The organism is Maribellus maritimus, assembly GCF_022267315.1.
In the GTDB taxonomy this organism is placed as follows: domain Bacteria; phylum Bacteroidota; class Bacteroidia; order Bacteroidales; family Prolixibacteraceae; genus Draconibacterium; species Draconibacterium maritimum.
In genome coordinates, this window is the sequence record NZ_JAIKLE010000030.1 from 62,252 (window position 1) to 80,371 (window position 18,120).

Here is an 18,120-nt window from a genome sequence, read left to right on the forward strand (position 1 = left end):
TAAAATGTATGAAAGAAAGATTCCGTTAAACCTTAATTGTGGTTTAGATTTAATTGGTGAAGTGCTTTACGGCAAATGGAAAATCCGTTTGCTGTGGTTCATCAACGAAGGACACAAACGTCCAAGCGAACTGCAACGTAAAATTCCTGATGCTTCCCGAAGGGTTTTGAATATTCAACTAAAAGAATTGGAAGCCCACGAATTGATTACAAAGAAGATTTATCCTGTAGTGCCACCAAAGGTGGAATATAGCCTTACAGATTTTGGAAGAACATTAATTCCGGTCATTTCTGCATTAGGAAATTGGGGGGATGAACATGAAGAACGGTTAAGAAACATCATCCTAAAATCTTCACAAAATTAGTGGTGGTTTATTGATGATTTAAATCATTGATAAATCTGTTTGTCGGAATTTGTGCTTATAAATAAGGTATTTAGTTGTTGAATCTTTTAATGAATTAATTATAAAACAACAGAGGTATGAAGACAAACCATACCTCTGTAAAGCCAAATTGACCAAGTGAGCCCAACCGGAAAATGTCGAACTTTTTGATCGAAGATTTTAATGCTATTTTGAATCATGTGCAAACTGAAAACCGAAAGAAAGCTTTGAAATTATAAGGAGCCCTCAATTAGATTTTCCAATTTTGTTTAGTGCCAATTGTATGCTTTCTGTTGTTTCTGAACTGATATCAAATTCTTTCGCAATATCTTTCCAATCTGCAATCGCACTTCTGACTTCATCGATTATTTCTTTGCCATCGTTTAAACCAAAATGATTGGCTAGTTTTAAAAGGTGTTCTACACCCGGTTTTTGACTCTCGCCAGCTATCATGGTACTGTGAAATCCGAATGATGAATAGGAAAACGTGAGGTCGTATGCAGGTGCGAATTGCCATATTCCTTTGGCGTTCATTAAAAAAGAAAAGTTCTTGCTGTGATCATCGTGATTATGGCTAAAAACATTGAAAGCTGCCAAACGAAATATCTTCCGATACGCATTCACATGTTTTTCTAGTCGAAAAGCACAATCCATAAGATGTCCATAGTCCATTGTACTGGCCCTGAAGTTATCGTGCATTAAACCGGAAGCTGTATGAACATGAAGCCTTTTGTTATTTTTCCTATCGAATCGCTTAGTTCCAAAGTAAAACCTCCCGGATTTTCCTTTAAAGAGCTTACAATCATTCATCTCTATACCTGCTTTTAATGCCATTTTATGATACGCGTATTCAATTTTTGCAATTTCAGGATTATCTATTGAGGATGCAAACTTTATGATCCAGTCTTCAAAACCGTTTGGTGTTTCTTCTTCTCCATGAATTATTTCCTCAGAATTAGGATTGTAAGCCACAAATATCTTTGGTCTGGCACCACCAGAAGAGCCACCAAGTATAAATAGCTCTTCAATTATTTCAGAACTGGTTCCTTGTAAAATCTGGGACACTTCATTTGCAATGGAGTCCAATTCAATTTCTGATAAAAGTTCTGAATCAGATTCAAATTCAGGTTGGTAAACAAGAGCTCCCATTCCTCCGTTGCCAACAAAGGCTAATCGGTCGAGCGGAGTAATTCTGGATGTATTTATTCCTTTTGAACTTAAAGTTCTGTCAAGAAGCAGGCGGCCCCAACCATCGGGTAACGAATCATTGAAAACTCCAAATAATCCATCAAAAGGTTCTTTTGGGCAAGTATTAATTTCTGTATTAAAGGGAAGTCTTATAGGAGATAGATTTAATCCGGTTGATTTGAAATCGGAGTTATAGCGGAAGTAAATCTTTTGCTCAGAAATAATTAATTCACCAACTTCGTATTTCTGCCCTTCAATATAAAGTGAAACAAATAGTTTTTCGATGGCTTTCATAATACTTATTTATTGGTAAAAAGCTGTTCAACCTTGTTGAGGTCGTCATCGGTTTGAAAAATCGAATCAAAGTCTTTAAGTCGTCCTATTAGATTAGCAAGTTTTAGAAGTGCTTCCAGAGATATCTTTCCCGTATTTTCAAAACGCTTTAAACTGCCTAAAGAAACACCTGAGCGCTCAGCCATTTCTTTTCGAGAAAGGTGAAGTTTTTTTCGTAATAACCGATGTCTTTGTGCTAAACTTTTACTTATTTCTGCCGGAGTTGGTTCTAGTGAGTACATTTTTTGAATGGTTAAAATATTAACCAAATATAGTAAAATTGGATCAAAATGGCTAATATATTGACCGCAATATATATGAGAGATACATCTGTTTCAATTAACTTAAACTAGTGAGTTGTGCCTTTTCAAACGTCAAATAAAACTTGAAAAATACCTGAATTAATAAGTTAAAAGGAAATTAAATATTGCAGAATAGGGCTTAATAAAGATTCATAAAAAAACAAAAGGGTATGAAAACAAATCATACCCTTTTGAAGACAAGTGATCCCACCGGGATTCGAACTTAATCTCGTATCACCGTGTCTTTCAGTATTTTATAAAGCACTTAAATCAATTGGTCTCGATTTAGTCCCTTTCTTTGATTATCAGTATATTATGTGTTAAATATACACAAATTATATGAAAGTGACTTGTAAGGAACGGTTTTTTGTTAAAATACTAATTTTGAATTTTGAGACTAAATATAATAATGAAATGATTACTCCAACTATTCTTCATGCTGCTATTTTCAATATTTGTTATTTGTGAACCCCAAAAAATAACTGCCCTTCTAAAACAATCCTTTTTATAATATTCTATCTGTACTTTCAATATGGTTCTATATAAACAACTGGAATGCAAAGATAACTTAAGCATATACTATGGAATTTTGGGCATAAATTTTATGCTTAATGAAAAAAGCAAATTGCCATATTAACAAAAGAGCAGAAATTATTCGTATATTTGAGCGAATAAATTCATTTTATTATGAGTGCACTGGAGATTTCAGAAAAAGATTTTTTGATTGGTGCCAGGAATGGCATTCAGAAATCCAGGCTTTTGTCAATTGCGCGGGAGTCAGGTTTAACATTGAAGGAGCTGAGTTCGTATCTAAGAATTTCTACTCGATCAATCCAGGAAAAGGAGCCATCACAACTGATTGCCCCCGGGCCGTCAGAAAGGGCATTGTATATAGCGAAACTATTTAGAAAGGGGATCGATATCTTTGGTAGCCGGGATAAATTTTATAACTGGTTGAATTCAGAAAGTGTGGCTATGGGTGGCGAAAAACCAGTTTCCTACCTGGACACTTTTTCCGGTATACAATTGGTCATGGATGAGTTAAATGCAATTGAATATGGATTTTCTGCCTGATGTTTGTATACAGGATTGCCCATAAGGAACATTCAGCGCTTGATGGGGTAGGAGGGGTGTATGGTACTGGAAGATGGCACAGAAAAGGCAGTTTGATTATTTATACGTCCGAACATGCATCCCTGGCTGCGTGGGAAAAACTTGTTCATATAACAAGTTTAGAGAATCTTCCCAATAATTTGTTGCTAATAAAAATTGAAATCCCAGAGAACATAGAAGCTTATACAGTTCCCAAAGAAGTTCTTGTAAAAGGATGGGATGGATTTCCTTTTACGTCTGAAACAATTAATTATGGCACTTCCTTTTTACGTGAAAGAAAATACTTAGCCCTTAAAGTCCCTTCTGTCGTTATTCCTGAGGAGTATAATATTATTTTAAATCCACTCCACCTGAATTTCCGATCTTGTAAAATCGTCAGCAAAGTTCCGTTTATATTTGATAAACGTATCTCACAAAATGGTTGATAATTTAGTATAATTATAAGGTAGTTGATAATATTTCATTTTCAGTCTATTCTGAGTTTTTAGGTTAAGTGTAATACGATTGACGGATAAATTCATCGTTGGTTGGTTTGTAATAATTTTGCCTTTTCCAATCGCCCCTAATACTTTTGTTGTATAAAAACTGCGGTAAGTTAACCTGATGATTGCGGTACAATCTGTAAATTCCTTTGATTTTTTGTTTTTCTTCATCACTGATATAATTATTCTTCTGGGAATCATTTAAGGTATTGTTCTTTACCTAGAGGAAGATAAAATTCATTCCTTTGTTGATTTTATTGAGGCATATTTAGTCCAGCTAACATAATTACAAAAAGAGTTTCAGACACTGGAAATACCTAACATGGCTTTTGGCCTTGTAAACCTAAATATGGAATCGTTTCATTACTATAAAGATTTCCAAAAGATTGCTTCGAAATGGAATGAAACAGAAGATAATGCCTGATTAGTGACACTGATGATTTTTTAGGAGTGTTAAAATGGCAATATTACTTTTTATATGATTCGTTTTAGTACATGACTGATTTATATAACTGACCTTTACCACTATTGACTTTTCTGAAAACGGACATCTCACGTATTCCAAAAAAATAATACAAAAAACACCTAAATATCAATAAAAGAGGAAGATGAAAAAATATTGATATTCATTTGAATGTTGTTTCAAAAAATGAAAGCTTAACTGAAAAATTAAAACACTGCGGCTTCGGGTATTGCTTTTTATTAAAAGATTGTTAATTTTAGTATCAAAATCAGGACCATTGAACGCACTGCCCAACATAACACTTAAAAAAGGATTTCACAGAGAGCAAAATGTAATACGTGTTGAATTCCCGTATAATGTGCAGATTAAGGACTTGTTACGTGCCGGCACACCTGCGCGGTGGAGCCGTACAATGGGGTGCTGGTACATAAACGAAAAAGATTTCGACCTGAACAAGTTTTACCTTCAGTTTAACCCCCTGACGTATATTAATTATTCAGAGCTAAACAAAAACCAGCAAAAATCTTTTAACCCACAAAAAAAAGGACAAAATAAACTTCGGATTGAATTGCCCCCTGGTTACCTGGAGATACTTGAACAAAAAAGACGTAGCCCGAATACAATAAAAATTTACACCAGCTATTTTAAAGATTTTGTCCGTTATTTTAACAACCGGGATTTAGAGCAAATAAATAAAGAGGAAATTAATAGTTATATTCTAAAATTAATAAGAGAGCAGAAAATTTCTCCGAGTCAGCAAAATCAAAGAATAAACGCGATTAAATTCTATTATGAACAGGTGGTTGGAAGGGAGAAACAATGCTATGATATTCAGAGGCCGGCAAAAGAAAGAAAGTTGCCTGACGTATTGAGCAAAAATGAAATTAAGGAAATGATAAACGCAACAAAATACCTTAAACACAAGGCGCTGATTTCGCTTATTTATTCATGCGGATTAAGACGGAGCGAAGCAATTAATTTAATATTGAGCGATATAGATTCAAAAAGAATGCTGGTTAAGATAAGGGGAGGAAAGGGGAAAAAAGATCGTTATGTTCCGCTGGCAAAAGGTACACTGGATGGGTTGCGCGTTTATTATAAAAATGATAATCCTGTAAAATGGTTGTTTGAAGGAGAGAAAAAAGGGGAGAAATACAGCGAAGCAAGTGTTTATAATGTGATTAAAAAAGCGGCACGAAAGGCAGAAATAAAAAAAAGAGTTTATCCTCATATTTTGCGTCACAGTTTTGCCACCCATCATTTGGAACAAGGAACTGATTTAAGGATAATTCAGGAATTACTTGGACATTCCAGTTCAGAAACAACGGAAATATACACTCATGTATCACAAACCAGTTTCTCAGAATTAAAAAATCCGATTGATGATCTTTTTTAATTTTAAAAATGAAGAGCGTAAATATATTATGGTGTATTGCCGGAATATAATGAACAAAATCCAAAACTATAACCGAAATATAATTAACGGTCATTATATTACTTCGTTATAGCCAATTTAAACAGAGCCTCATAGCAAAGAACGTATGAGTAAAAAAACATTAATATGGATTTGTGTAATATGGATAATTATTACTCTTTTGAATTACTACATTGTTCCATATTTCATTCTTGCTTTCGAGTGGATATTTATGACTGTTTTTTTGTTAATTATGACAATAATCCAAATTGTAAAATTAATTAAGGAAAGACATCAAATAAAAAAACAAAGATTTTATAGTCTTCTTGTTATCACAAGTCTTTTTATTCTAACTTTTTATAGAGATGTACCTAATCGGACAATTGAGAAAATAGACTGGATTATTCTTTTAAATAAACGAGTTAAAATTGTAGAACAAGTCAAAAATAATACATTAAAACCAGGCAAAGGAAAAAGTGGACAGATATGCGAATTGCCTTTTGAGTTTCCAATTGTTTCTAATGGTGGGAATGACATTGTATTTTATAAAAATAGGACAGATAGTACTTTGACAGTAAAATTCTGGGTTTTTAGAAATTTTTTTGATTCGCCATCGACATATTTTGTTTATACCGAGGATTCTGAAGAAAAAAAACAAATTGAAAATCTGATAGAAAAACATCCTAAATCGAACTGGAAAATAAAAGACAATTGGTATCGAGTTTATAGAATAGGATTTTAAAAAATAAAAACTGGCTATAACATTTTGTAAATTGCATTGCGGCATTCGGTGCAGGTTGTCGCCCCGGATTCACGCCTGATTGTCTTCGTCCTGCGGACGGACAATCACCCGCAATCCGCAACGACAACTTACAATTTTCCGTTACCAAACAGTTTAAAAAAGCGCAAATCGTGAAACATAAGACAAAAACCATATTATCTCTTGCGCTTTTGAAGAGTAAAAACCGATTTGGTAACAAACTGTATATTTCATGGCTATTCGGTTTTTCAATGACAAGACAGTGGTAATGTTTTAAATTTTTGGCCGACGCGCGTCGGTTTTTGCAAAACCGTTGAGGAGGGGTTAACAAGAAATAGAAAAGCATAAATAGATTAAACTAAATCAAATGAATAAACTAATTATTTTTCTCGTATTCGCCGTTTTATTTGCATCATGTTCAAAAGATGAACCTGAACCCAAATTACTCAACCAGTTTACCATTGATGGAGAAGTGTATGAAATAGCAGGTGTATATAATTACTGTGGATACCAATATTCTGCAGGCAAAAAATTATATTCCACCACGCTGATGATTTCTGATGTTGTTATGTCAGACACTCCAAGCTACCTATTCAAAGACATTGCCAGCGGAGATTATAACATAGAAGGTGCAAGTATTATCCTGATTACAGAACTTGTTGGAGAGGTTGAAACTTACAACGAGATATGGGATTTTACCGATAACATGGTATCAACATTTATAGCATCTGACGTTTCGATAAACTTGAATTTTAATGATGGAGGATATAGTTCAATTACCAAATTAAATAGTTTAATAAACAATGGCGTTTATCATGATTCAGAATATGAAATCAAATTCACCGGAAAGACGACCGATGGTAGAACTATTGAGTGTTATTATTTGGGTGGGCAAGGTACTAGTGTCACTGAGAAATAAAAATAACTCATTTAAATATGGGGGTATATAGTGATTCGATAAATTTTTCAAAAATTGATTCATTGTTAAATAATTTAAAATATGAAAAAATTAATTTTTATCCTCGTGCTTTTCCCACTGCTTACAATGGGACAAAAAAAATTCGACCGCTATATTGACAGTCAGATTAAGGCAGGTGTCGATTCTATACAATTACAAATTTCGGCGACAAATTATTGCTTACATCAATTCTATAAAGAAAAAATGATTAGTTATTCTGCTCAAGTAGCCGGACTTGCCGCTGTATTTTATGGCACAAGCGATGGAATTAACGGCACAAATGATGCTTTCAGGACATATCAAGACTTATTATCATCAAAGCCTTCAACCGGACTAGAAAACTATTTTATTAAGTTAAGGAGAGCAGAAAGAGAATATTATGATTTGGTTGACCGTAATGATTTAATAGTAAAAATCGGCTCTGCTGTAGCCGCGACTGGTGTAGTTTTAAATATCGTTGCCCATCGATGGTTAAAAAAATCATACATCCTACCTGCCGAGCATGGAATAGGAGTAATGATAAAATTCTAATCAATTTGTACATGATTAAAACAATATAAAACTATCAATATGCAAGACGAACAATCATTTAAAGAAGCTCAAGAACTATTTGATACAATAAACGAATTTATTGAAACTCTCGAAGAATCATCTGATAGTAAAAATCAAATTAATGGCATATTGTCTCTATTAAAAACAATCGTTGAGTTATTAAGGTCAAATGACGAAACAAAATTTCACCAGAGTAAATTGTTGGACAATCATTCTGAGATGCTAAATTATGCTCAAAATACTGCTCAAATTCTAGACGACTCTTTAAAAGCTCAAGTGAAAATATTTAGTGAATATGATGACAAAATTTCCAAATTAGCAAAAATGGTTTCTGGTATTGCATCAAATTCTGCAAAATTGGGTGAGCAAGTAAAAGAACTTGCTGAAAACACAGCAAAGATTCCTGCAATCAACATTGACAATTTACTCAATACATTAAACGAACACGCTGATGAGATTAATGTAAATACGGCATCAATTAAAAAAATAAAAGATAAACTGAACTTGGAATATGGACATTGACAAGAATATAGATGATATATTTAAAAATATTTGTGAAAGACCAAATTTAAGCATGGATCTGGATTTCTTAATGTACTATAAACGAAACAGGAGATTTTTTGATTTAATGACAAAGCCTCCTTTCGAATTAATTGAGATTACACCGGACAAAATAATAAGATTTACAAAAATTGGCAGACAAGTAAAAAAAGAAGGTGGATGGCTGATACATTTAAACAATGAAGAGCGTAATGAAATTGAAGATAAAGCAATAAATAAAAGAATATCTGAATTGACAATAGAAAATTTAGAATTACAGAATAAACAACTTAAAAACAAAATTTTATATGCAATTATTGGTGGAGCAATTGGTTTCTTACTTGCTAACTGGAAAGATATTTTAGTAATGCTTCAAGCAATAGATAAGTCAAGCATCCAATAGTCATGTATTTAATGGCAAACAAAATTTTGTATAATATTTTTTTAAACTGATTCATTGTCAAATAAACTATAGTGATTAATAAAAAAATGGAAAGAAAATCCCTCCCTAAAAAATTTAAAACGGCAACGGCAGTTCTTCGTAGCACCGGGGAAGGATATTCGACGCCACGAAAACATACAGGTGACCGTTAGCGCCAATGCTATGAGAACACTACGATACATATTAACTCTTGTTTTGATAACAAATATCTTGATTCTAAATGGACAGGATAAATGTGAATGCTGTACTTATTACTCCATTGAGAATGAGGATTTATATGAATACTTTTTTAATTCTGATTTCATAAAAGCGAACCTGATAAAACAGGCAATTGTTTACACCACAGAGACTAATGAACAAAATTCATTTAGATTCCAACATGCGAAGTTTTTGTTTGATTCTAATGGAAATATTTCTGCTCGATACGATTATAATCAAAACGGAAAACCACATATGATTAAAGAGTATTTCAGAGATGATTCGGGCATGATTATTAAAACTTCAAAATCTTACTTAAAAGAGGATGAGTCCAAAACCAATTCATGGAGTCCAACAATTATTGATTACTTTTATAATCAAGCTGGATTGCTTATAAAAATTAAGGAGAGGGATAATAAAGGCAATGTTATTTCTGATTCTTTAAGTGAGTATACAACATATAATTACGATTCAAAAGGGAGAATGATTAAAGAATATAGATATGCCAATTATAGCGGAAGTATTTACATATATGAGCAAGATATAGATTACCCCTCTGATAAAGAATCAATAGGGATTACTAAAAACAATGGCAATGACTGGTTAAAAACATCATCTCGATTTGATAGTAAAGCAAGATTGATACAACAAACCGATTACGATTTTCCTGATAATGAAATAGTGTGGGATAAAGAATATATTTTCTTAAACGATAGATTGACAGAACAGATAAGTAAAAGAGGAAATGGATTCACAGAATGTCCAGACAATGATGAATTTACTGAGGATTATTTTTATAATTACTTTGGATTATTAGAAAAGATAAATCATAAGTTTGATAGAGTAACTTGTGAAATGATAATAGAATATGAATAAAGCACAGGCGCTAACAAGCGGTCATAAAACATTGCGCGGATAGTGCTGTATTTAAACGAAATAACATTTAATCAGCGGTTTAGCGAGTTGATAAGTTGGTGCTTTGAAGTGCGCAACGATTTTATACCGCAGGCCGTTAACGCAAATTTTAAAAAACACTGACTAAACAAATATGAACGTAAAAACTGCATTATTTAAACTAGCTTTTTTTGAACCAAATCTCAGTGATGAAAAAGACAATCAAATACTTGACTATTTAGTTCTTGAGTGTATTACAGCTCACAGCCCAATGTTGGAGTGCAATTCTGCTGAAGTTGCAAAATATATCAAGACTACATTTTCAATAGAATTCGAAGAAGCCGAAATTCTGAGTTCGGCAGAGAGGTTACAAGAAAAAGAAAACATCATAATTATTGAATCTGCTAAAAAATATGTCTCTCCCAGATTCAAATTAATGAAAGCAGATTCAGATATTAATCAAAACAAAATAGTCGAACTTGAGGAAAGGGTTTTTGGTGATTGGTCAGACTATCTGATTAAAAAATATGAAAAATTTGTTACAGAATCCAATGTTGAAAAGCTAGTTCAGTCCTTTCAGACTTTTTTATCAAAGATGCTTGTATTGCATGGAAAAGAATCAGTTGCAACTTTATATCCTGATAATCCTAAAACACAAAAATGGTTGGATAAAATTAATGGTGAAATCATAAAAGAATTACCAAAATTAGGAAAAGAGCTTGATATAATTCAACAAATAGAAATTCCACTATTTTTCAAAAGCGACGAAAAAAACCGAAAAGACTATTTAAATAATTTATTTAATGCTAGCTTCTTATGGCATCTAATTCAAATTGATGATGCATGTACGGAGTATTTTAAAAAAACCATTGAAGGTCAAATTCTTGTACTTGACAATAACATACTATTTAGTTTGATTGGTCTTCATGGCACGGAACTTTTAAACGCAGTTCATAATTTAATGAATTATGCGACTGAACTTGGTTATGAATTGATTGTAACAACAAAAACACTTGATGAATTTTATAATTCGATTCAAAAAAACACAGAAAAAGCTCTCAAGTCGCCACTTTATTCAAAAGAAATTGCTCTTGCGGCAATAGATGTGCTAGAGACAAACACATTTCTTGTTTCTTATTGGAAAGAGTTTATAAACAATGGACTAGCGATTGAAGAATTTGCTCTTGAAAAATCCCACATAAATAATATCCTTAAAGGTTATGGGATAAAATTAACTGAACAATTTAGGGAGGAGATTGAAAAATCCGAGGAACTTAAAGACGAAGAAAGCTTATTAAGAGAATCATGTAGTACTGGTAATTTCAGTCAATCCGTAATAGAACATGATGCTTTTCACAGAATCTTTATCAAAAAACTTCGAAACGGATTTAAATACAAATTCTCTGAAGCAAAAGCTTGGTTTCTAACTCATGATTCAAAACTTCCGACTTATGCGCATCATGCTTTAAAAGGAAGGCGAGCTTTACCATTTTGTATTTCCACAAATGAGTGGATGCAAGTAAACAGACCATTCTTAAAAAGAAATAATTCAGAATATGAAAAATCTTTTCAAGTATTAGTTACGCAACCATTTTTAAGGACTGCTCTTTCTAATTTTAAGGTCGACAAAGTAAAAGAGAAGTTATTATCAAAGCTGAATAGATATAATAACATGGATACTCAGTTAGCTTTTGACCTAACCACTGATGTACATTTTCTTTATTCATTATCTAAAGAAAAAAATGATGAAAAAGTTGAAGAGAAAATAGATAACGCCATTCTTGAGATAAATCAAAACCTCCGAGATGAAAACAAGGATGTCTATGAAATACTTGAAAAACAAGAAATTGAAAACCAAGAAAAAATCAATAATTTAAATGTTGACTTGGAAAAAATAAGGTCTGAATTAACCGAAAAAGAAGAATTGCATAACAATCTTTTAGCAGAATTATCAAAGTTGAAAGGCTCACTGGATAATATGAGCCAAAAAATTGATAAAAGAGATGAAGAAATCACAACTTCTAAAAAGGAACTAGATGATAAAAATAAAGAAATAGAAACTATTTCAAAGACAGCAAGAACTCAAAAGGCAATAATAATCTGGGGATTATTTGCAGTCCTTTTAATTTCTGGTTCCTTAATAATCTGGTTCATGGAAAAATTATTTGACTGGCAATGGTTTACAGTCCATTCTTATAACTTAGCAATGAAAATTATATTAAATATAGAACTTGTTCTGATTACACTAAATATTCCATTATCCAAACATTGGGTAATTTGGATTAGTGCAATTGGAGCATTTTTAATTGCTTTTTTAACATTTGCTTTTGGATAAAAAACTTGCGTTAACACGTGGTATAAGGCATGGCTGGGTTTGTGTGGATTCGACAAGTCGAATCTCGTCCCAACTTCAGTTTCGGTCGGACTGGTCAGACTCTCGTCTGACCGCCACGACCTCATACCACCACCGTTATGCACAAGCATAAACAAAAAACAATTAATGACGAAATTAAAAATTTATTCAATTTTTCGTCATTAAGATATATCTTTGCATTAAAAAAGTATGATACAAAGAGAAACATATTTAAGCAAATTAAGGCAACTCAAAGACCAAAATTTAATAAAAGTCATTACAGGGATTCGACGTTGTGGAAAATCAACTCTTCTTGAAGCATTTAAAAATGAACTTTTATCAAGCGGTATCTCTCCCAGAAATATTGTGTTCCTCAACTTTGAAGAAAGAGAAAATTTAAACTTTACTGATTGGACTGCGCTATATGATGAAATTATAAAAAATGTAAGTAACGACGAGAAATATTATATTTTTTTAGATGAAGTTCAATTAATCAATGATTTTGAAAAGCTAATAAACAGCCTGTATACTAAAAAGAATATAGATTTATATGTTACAGGTTCAAATGCTTATTTGCTTTCAAGCGAGTTAGCTACGCTTTTGACAGGTAGATATATTGCAATAAATATTCAACCCTATTCATTTAAAGAATATATTCTGGCAAACAACGATGATAAAAACACCGACCGTTTATTTCGCAAATACATTAATGACAGCAGTTTTCCTGAAGCGGTAACACTTTCTCAAAATAATCAAGATTTAGTAAACGACTATCTGCAATCTATTTATGATACAGTTATTATAAAAGATATTGCGCAGAGGAATAAACTTAGAAATATTCATAATTTACAACGGATTATTAGCTTCCTATTTGATTCTGTTGGTTCTTATGTTTCACCAACAAATATTGCCACAGAACTGAATAAAAATTCACAAAAAAGCATATCTCATAATACGATTATAAAATATTTGGATTTCCTTACTCAATCGTATATTCTATACGCAGCACCACGTTATGACATAAAAGGAAAGGAGTTGCTTTCGACAAACGAGAAATATTACATTGTCGATTTAGGATTGAGAAACATTACAGCAACTAATAAGTATGATACTGATTTAGGTCATAAACTTGAAAATGTCGTCTATTTCGAACTATTTAGACGTGGAGGAAAAGTGTACGTAGGAAAGCACAATGACAAAGAGATTGATTTTGTAGTTCAAAAGCCAAATAATGAAAGAGAATATTATCAGGTTGCCTACACAGTTAATGACGAAAAAACATTTAAACGAGAAATTTCGGCATTTAAAAACATCAAAGACAATTATCCTAAGTATTTATTGACACTTGATTTTGACAATACAAACATAGAAGGCATCCAAAAACTAAACGTAATTGATTGGTTACTAAAATAAAACAAAAAGGAAAACAAATGCCAGTGCATAACAAGGTACATATTGCAGGGCTGGTTCGGTGGTACGCCAACTGCGGATTCTCGTTTCGCAGTTCCGTGTCCTTCGGACAGGAACGCTCTTCGAAATCCGCCCCGACAACATGTACCAACCGTTGTATGCAAGTGTAAAAAGACAAAACTCGATGCTTTGAAATAAAAGATTAATTAATAGAAAGAAAAATTTATTGATTTGGTGCTTCGTAAAAAGGTCAGTGCATATTGAGGGTAATTTATTTTGTTTTTTCTCTCCCCCCCACAAAGACAAAAGAAACCCAACCGCACAAAACAACACATTTGCAAACCGCTGCAAGCCAGCCCTGCAATCCAAAGTTTGCAAAAGAGTTGTTTTTTTGCCTGCGCTACATTAGCTTAATCATTGTACATTTACATTTATGAAAGGTAAAACAGATAAAAAATTAGAACAAAAGAATATCAAACCAACCGCTATGCGCCAATTGGTTTACGAGATTTTAGAAAAACAAAAGAAAGCATTAAGCCTTTATGAAATAGAACAGCAGTTTGACAATGTTGAAAGGTCAACTATATTTCGTACGCTCAAGACGTTTCAGGACAACTACCTTATTCACAGCATTGACGATGGTACGGGAGCGGTAAAATATGCCTTGTGCGATGATGATTGTACCTGCAAACCCGATGACCTTCATATTCATTTTTTATGCAATAAATGCGGTCAAACTCACTGTATGAAAGACATGCCAGTTCCAAAGATGGATTTAGCAGAAGGCTTCTCGTTTGAAAATGCCAATTTTGTGGTAAAAGGAATTTGCCCTAATTGCCGATAAAACTTTGCAATACTGTTGCACTTACTCATTCAGTAGTTTTGTTACATAATTTTTAAAAGTTATGCTATGAAACAAACATTCACTATTCTATTACTTCTTTTTTCAACAGGTTTATTATTCGCACAAAACAAAATAACTTTTGAGGTAAAAGAAGAATCTGGCGAATCCTTAATTGGAGCAAGTGTAATTATTGAAGGAACGACGACAGGTACAATTACAAATAATGAGGGTTTTGCAAGATTGGAGAATTTACCCAATGGCGAAATAGAGTTTGTAATTTCTTTTGTCGGCTTTGAAGAAAAGGAAATTACTCTATCTTTTCCAGATGACAACAACAAAACGATTGAAGTTGAGCTGGAAGAAGGAGAAGAACTTGAAGAAGTTGTAATTGCAGCAACAAGGTCTTCCCGAACAATTCAGGATATTCCAACAAGAATTGAAGCAATTACAGGCGAAGAATTAGGCGAAAAAGCAGCTATGAACTCAACAAATATTGGCATGCTTTTAAGAGAAACCACAGGTGTGCATATGCAGCAAACCTCACTTAGTTCTGGAAATATGAGTATTCGCATTCAGGGTTTGGATGGTCGATACACACAAATATTAAAAGATGGAATGCCACTTTATGGTGGTTTCGCCGGTGGGTTATCTATTATGCAAATACCACCGCTTGACTTAAAGCAAGTTGAGCTAATTAAAGGGAGTAATTCTACTTTGTACGGTGGTGGAGCAATTGCAGGTTTGGTAAACCTTGTAACCATACGACCAGAAGAGGAAGCAAAGCTTGATGTTATGCTAAATCAAACAAGTGCTTTGGGTACAACTGGCAATTTGTTTTATGCGCAGAAATACGGAAAAGTTGGTCTTTCAGTTTATGGCTCAGCTAATAATCAAATCGCATTCGACCCCGACGAAGATGGTTTTTCAAATATGCCCAAAGCGCAAACTTTTAGTCTAAATCCAAAATTCTACTACTACTTCAATCCTAACACTGAATTAAGTTTAGGGTTAAACACTACCATCGATAATAGAACGGGTGGAGACATGGAAGTGATAAAGGGAAACACAAGTACTGAACATATTTTTTCCGAAGAAAATAAATCGGAACGTTATGCTACGCAATTAAGTTTTCGGAATACAACCGATGACAGAACATTCTCTTTTAAAAATAGTGTTTCCTATTTTGACAGAAAACTAAGTATTCCAGACTACCGATTCAGTGGAAATCAATTATCCAGTTTTACCGAAGCCATATACAATTTGCATAAAAACGATAATACAGAATGGCAATTGGGATTAAACCATTATCTCGAACAGTTTACAGAGACAGACGCTGACTCATATTCTGCAAGAGATTATACACATAACACCTTTGGTGGCTTTATTCAAAACACTACCGATTTTAGTAAAAAACTTGGGTTAGAAACTGGCTTACGAACCGACTACAATGCTGACTATGGGACATTTGTGCTGCCACGTTTTTCATTGTTATTTAAACCTAACAATAAATTAAGTTCACGACTTGGCGGTGCTATGGGTTACAAGCTTCCTACAATTTTCACCGAAGATGCTGAGAGAATTTATTATCGGGATATTCAACCATTATCAAAAGACCTGGTAGATGCAGAAACTTCAATAGGAGGAAATTTCGATATAAATTACAAAACCGCATTGGGCGATGAAATGACTTTCTCAATCAACCAACTCTTCTTTTTGACTCAGCTAAAAAATGCATTGGTTTTACGGGAAGACGAAACAATGGGCATGGCTTATTTTGAAAGCGCTGATGGTAACATTTTAAGTTCAGGCTTTGAAACCAATATAAAACTAACATACGACGATTTTAAACTCTATTTAAACTACGCCTTTGTTAATACTGAATTACAATACGATAATATCAATAACCAGAAACCACTTACACCAAAGCACAATGCGGGTGCAGTATTATTCTATGAAATTGAAGAAAAATGGTCTGCTGGATATGAGGTTTATTACACTGGGAAACAGTTCGATAATTTATACAATCAAAAAACAGATTATTGGACAATGGGAATAATGATTATGCGACATTGGGAACGTTTATCTTTATTCGTGAATTTCGAGAACTTTACAAACGTTATGCAATCTGATTTTGAACCTTTGGTTTTGCCGCCAACAAATAATCCTACTTTCCCTGATATTTGGGCACCGGCTGATGGATTTGTATTTAATGGAGGAATAAAACTTAGATTATCAGGCGACAATGATTAAATCAGAATACCACATATCGAAAATGGATTGTCCATCCGAAGAAAACATGATTCGTATGAAGTTGGATGGAATAGAGGTTATCAGGAAATTGGAATTCGATATTGAAAATCGCAATCTTACTGTTTTTCATTCTCGGGAAGATGAAGAAATATTATCGCGTCTGGAATCATTAAACTTTGGAGCAAAACATACATATTCAAGTTCTATTGATGAAAAGGAAGTAACAATAGAAAGTTCCGATGTACAATCAAAACTGTTATGGACGATACTCATAATTAATTTTGGATTTTTCATAATTGAAATGACTACAGGACTTATTTCAAAGTCAATGGGTTTGGTGGCAGATTCTTTAGACATGTTAGCTGATTCTTTTGTATATGGATTAAGTCTTTGGGCAGTTGGTTCAACAGTTCTGAGAAAAAAGAAAGTTGCACGTTGGAGTGGTTATTTTCAATTATCCTTAGCCTTTTTAGGTATTATAGAAGTGGTAAGACGATTTATAGGTTCTGAAGAAATGCCAGACTACAGAATTATGATTGGAGTTTCAGTTTTAGCATTAACTGCCAATGCCATCTGTTTGTACCTACTCCAGAAATCGAAAAGTAAAGAAGCACACATGAAAGCCAGTATGATTTTTACTTCCAACGATGTAATAATAAATTCAGGAGTTATTTTAGCTGGTGTATTGGTGTTGCTGACCCAATCAAAATATCCTGATTTGATTGTTGGTTCTATTGTTTTTTTGATTGTATCTCAGGGTGCATTTAGAATATTGAAACTTGGGAAATGATAGCCATCCCTTTTTGTAAGCACATTGTCAAGTCGCACGAGCCACTCTAAACCTAAACTTGCCAAAGAGCTTACAAAGCCAACCCTAATTACCGCCTTTAAGGGCGGTTTGGGGATTTACCCACCCACAAAAACAAAATAAATTTGTACTCCGAATCAACGTCTGTGCAGATTGATAAGAAAACTGTTAAATTTGTTAAAACTTGAGACGGATTGACTTTGAAGGATAAACACCAGCATACAACAAAGTGTATAAATCATTGGGCGGTTTGTGCTGATTTCAAGTGTGTTACATTTAATAAACTGCGTAGCGGTTTGACAGGAAAGTGCTTCGAAATGCCCAACGCTTCATACACCAACCGTTAGGTGCAATTTTAAATGAGAACAAATGCCAGATTGGGATAAAATAATATCAGAACATACAAATAAGGAACTTGATGAAATACTTCTGGA

At 33.3% G+C, this 18,120-nt stretch carries 17 protein-coding genes; 15 read left to right on the plus strand and 2 right to left on the minus strand.

Annotation, left to right across the window (positions count from 1 at the left end; genetic code table 11):
* The first annotated feature begins 4 nt into the window (after positions 1 to 4).
* Positions 5 to 364 (plus strand): winged helix-turn-helix transcriptional regulator, encoded by a 360-nt coding sequence (locus K5G00_RS21740; RefSeq protein ID WP_238768460.1) that lies wholly within the window; start codon positions 5 to 7, stop codon positions 362 to 364.
* A gap of 264 nt (positions 365 to 628) precedes the next feature.
* On the opposite strand, the gene K5G00_RS21745 is transcribed toward K5G00_RS21740, so the two are convergent.
* A complete protein-coding gene (locus K5G00_RS21745; RefSeq protein WP_238768462.1) occupies positions 629 to 1,864 on the minus strand; it encodes a type II toxin-antitoxin system HipA family toxin in 1,236 nt (411 codons plus the stop codon).
* 5 nt (positions 1,865 to 1,869) lie between these two features.
* A complete protein-coding gene (locus K5G00_RS21750; RefSeq protein ID WP_238768464.1) occupies positions 1,870 to 2,145 on the minus strand; it encodes a helix-turn-helix domain-containing protein in 276 nt (91 codons plus the stop codon).
* 747 nt (positions 2,146 to 2,892) lie between these two features.
* Between K5G00_RS21750 and parS the strand changes: the two genes are divergently transcribed.
* The 14 genes from parS (at position 2,893) to K5G00_RS21820 (ending at position 17,668) form a co-directional block, all read left to right on the plus strand.
* A complete protein-coding gene (gene parS, locus K5G00_RS21755; protein ID WP_238768466.1) occupies positions 2,893 to 3,279 on the plus strand; it encodes a type II RES/Xre toxin-antitoxin system antitoxin in 387 nt (128 codons plus the stop codon).
* Positions 3,279 to 3,743 (plus strand): RES family NAD+ phosphorylase, encoded by a 465-nt coding sequence (locus tag K5G00_RS21760; RefSeq protein WP_238768468.1) that lies wholly within the window; start codon positions 3,279 to 3,281, stop codon positions 3,741 to 3,743. The genes parS and K5G00_RS21760 overlap by 1 nt, the downstream gene beginning before the upstream one ends.
* Positions 3,744 to 4,510: 767 nt before the next feature.
* The gene (gene xerA, locus K5G00_RS21765; RefSeq protein WP_238768469.1) at positions 4,511 to 5,659 is read left to right on the plus strand and encodes a site-specific tyrosine recombinase/integron integrase; all 1,149 of its coding nucleotides are present in this window, start codon (positions 4,511 to 4,513) and stop codon (positions 5,657 to 5,659) included.
* Between the two features lie 145 nt (positions 5,660 to 5,804).
* Complete coding sequence (locus tag K5G00_RS21770) at positions 5,805 to 6,419, plus strand: hypothetical protein (protein ID WP_238768471.1); 615 nt, start codon at positions 5,805 to 5,807, stop codon at positions 6,417 to 6,419.
* Between the two features lie 385 nt (positions 6,420 to 6,804).
* Positions 6,805 to 7,356, plus strand: coding sequence for a hypothetical protein (locus K5G00_RS21775; RefSeq protein WP_238768473.1), 552 nt, complete (start codon positions 6,805 to 6,807; stop codon positions 7,354 to 7,356).
* 81 nt (positions 7,357 to 7,437) lie between these two features.
* Entirely contained in the window at positions 7,438 to 7,926 is a 489-nt protein-coding gene (locus K5G00_RS21780) for a hypothetical protein (RefSeq protein ID WP_238768475.1), read from the plus strand.
* A 39-nt stretch (positions 7,927 to 7,965) separates the two neighbouring features.
* Complete coding sequence (locus K5G00_RS21785) at positions 7,966 to 8,469, plus strand: hypothetical protein (RefSeq protein ID WP_238768477.1); 504 nt, start codon at positions 7,966 to 7,968, stop codon at positions 8,467 to 8,469.
* A complete protein-coding gene (locus K5G00_RS21790; RefSeq protein ID WP_238768479.1) occupies positions 8,459 to 8,890 on the plus strand; it encodes a hypothetical protein in 432 nt (143 codons plus the stop codon). Before K5G00_RS21785 ends, K5G00_RS21790 begins: the two co-directional genes overlap by 11 nt.
* Before the next feature lie 201 nt (positions 8,891 to 9,091).
* Entirely contained in the window at positions 9,092 to 10,003 is a 912-nt protein-coding gene (locus K5G00_RS21795) for a hypothetical protein (protein ID WP_238768481.1), read from the plus strand.
* A 172-nt stretch (positions 10,004 to 10,175) separates the two neighbouring features.
* Positions 10,176 to 12,356: a hypothetical protein gene (locus K5G00_RS21800; protein ID WP_238768483.1), complete on the plus strand. Its 2,181-nt coding sequence runs from the start codon at positions 10,176 to 10,178 to the stop codon at positions 12,354 to 12,356.
* 228 nt (positions 12,357 to 12,584) lie between these two features.
* The gene (locus K5G00_RS21805; RefSeq protein WP_238768484.1) at positions 12,585 to 13,787 is read left to right on the plus strand and encodes an ATP-binding protein; all 1,203 of its coding nucleotides are present in this window, start codon (positions 12,585 to 12,587) and stop codon (positions 13,785 to 13,787) included.
* A gap of 430 nt (positions 13,788 to 14,217) precedes the next feature.
* Positions 14,218 to 14,628, plus strand: a complete 411-nt coding sequence (locus K5G00_RS21810) for a Fur family transcriptional regulator (RefSeq protein WP_062128875.1) — start codon at positions 14,218 to 14,220, stop codon at positions 14,626 to 14,628.
* Between the two features lie 66 nt (positions 14,629 to 14,694).
* Positions 14,695 to 16,878 (plus strand): TonB-dependent receptor, encoded by a 2,184-nt coding sequence (locus K5G00_RS21815; protein ID WP_107824061.1) that lies wholly within the window; start codon positions 14,695 to 14,697, stop codon positions 16,876 to 16,878.
* On the plus strand, positions 16,871 to 17,668 hold the full coding sequence (locus K5G00_RS21820; protein ID WP_092033954.1) for a cation transporter: 798 nt from the start codon (positions 16,871 to 16,873) through the stop codon (positions 17,666 to 17,668). The genes K5G00_RS21815 and K5G00_RS21820 overlap by 8 nt, the downstream gene beginning before the upstream one ends.
* The last annotated feature ends 452 nt before the right edge of the window (positions 17,669 to 18,120 follow it).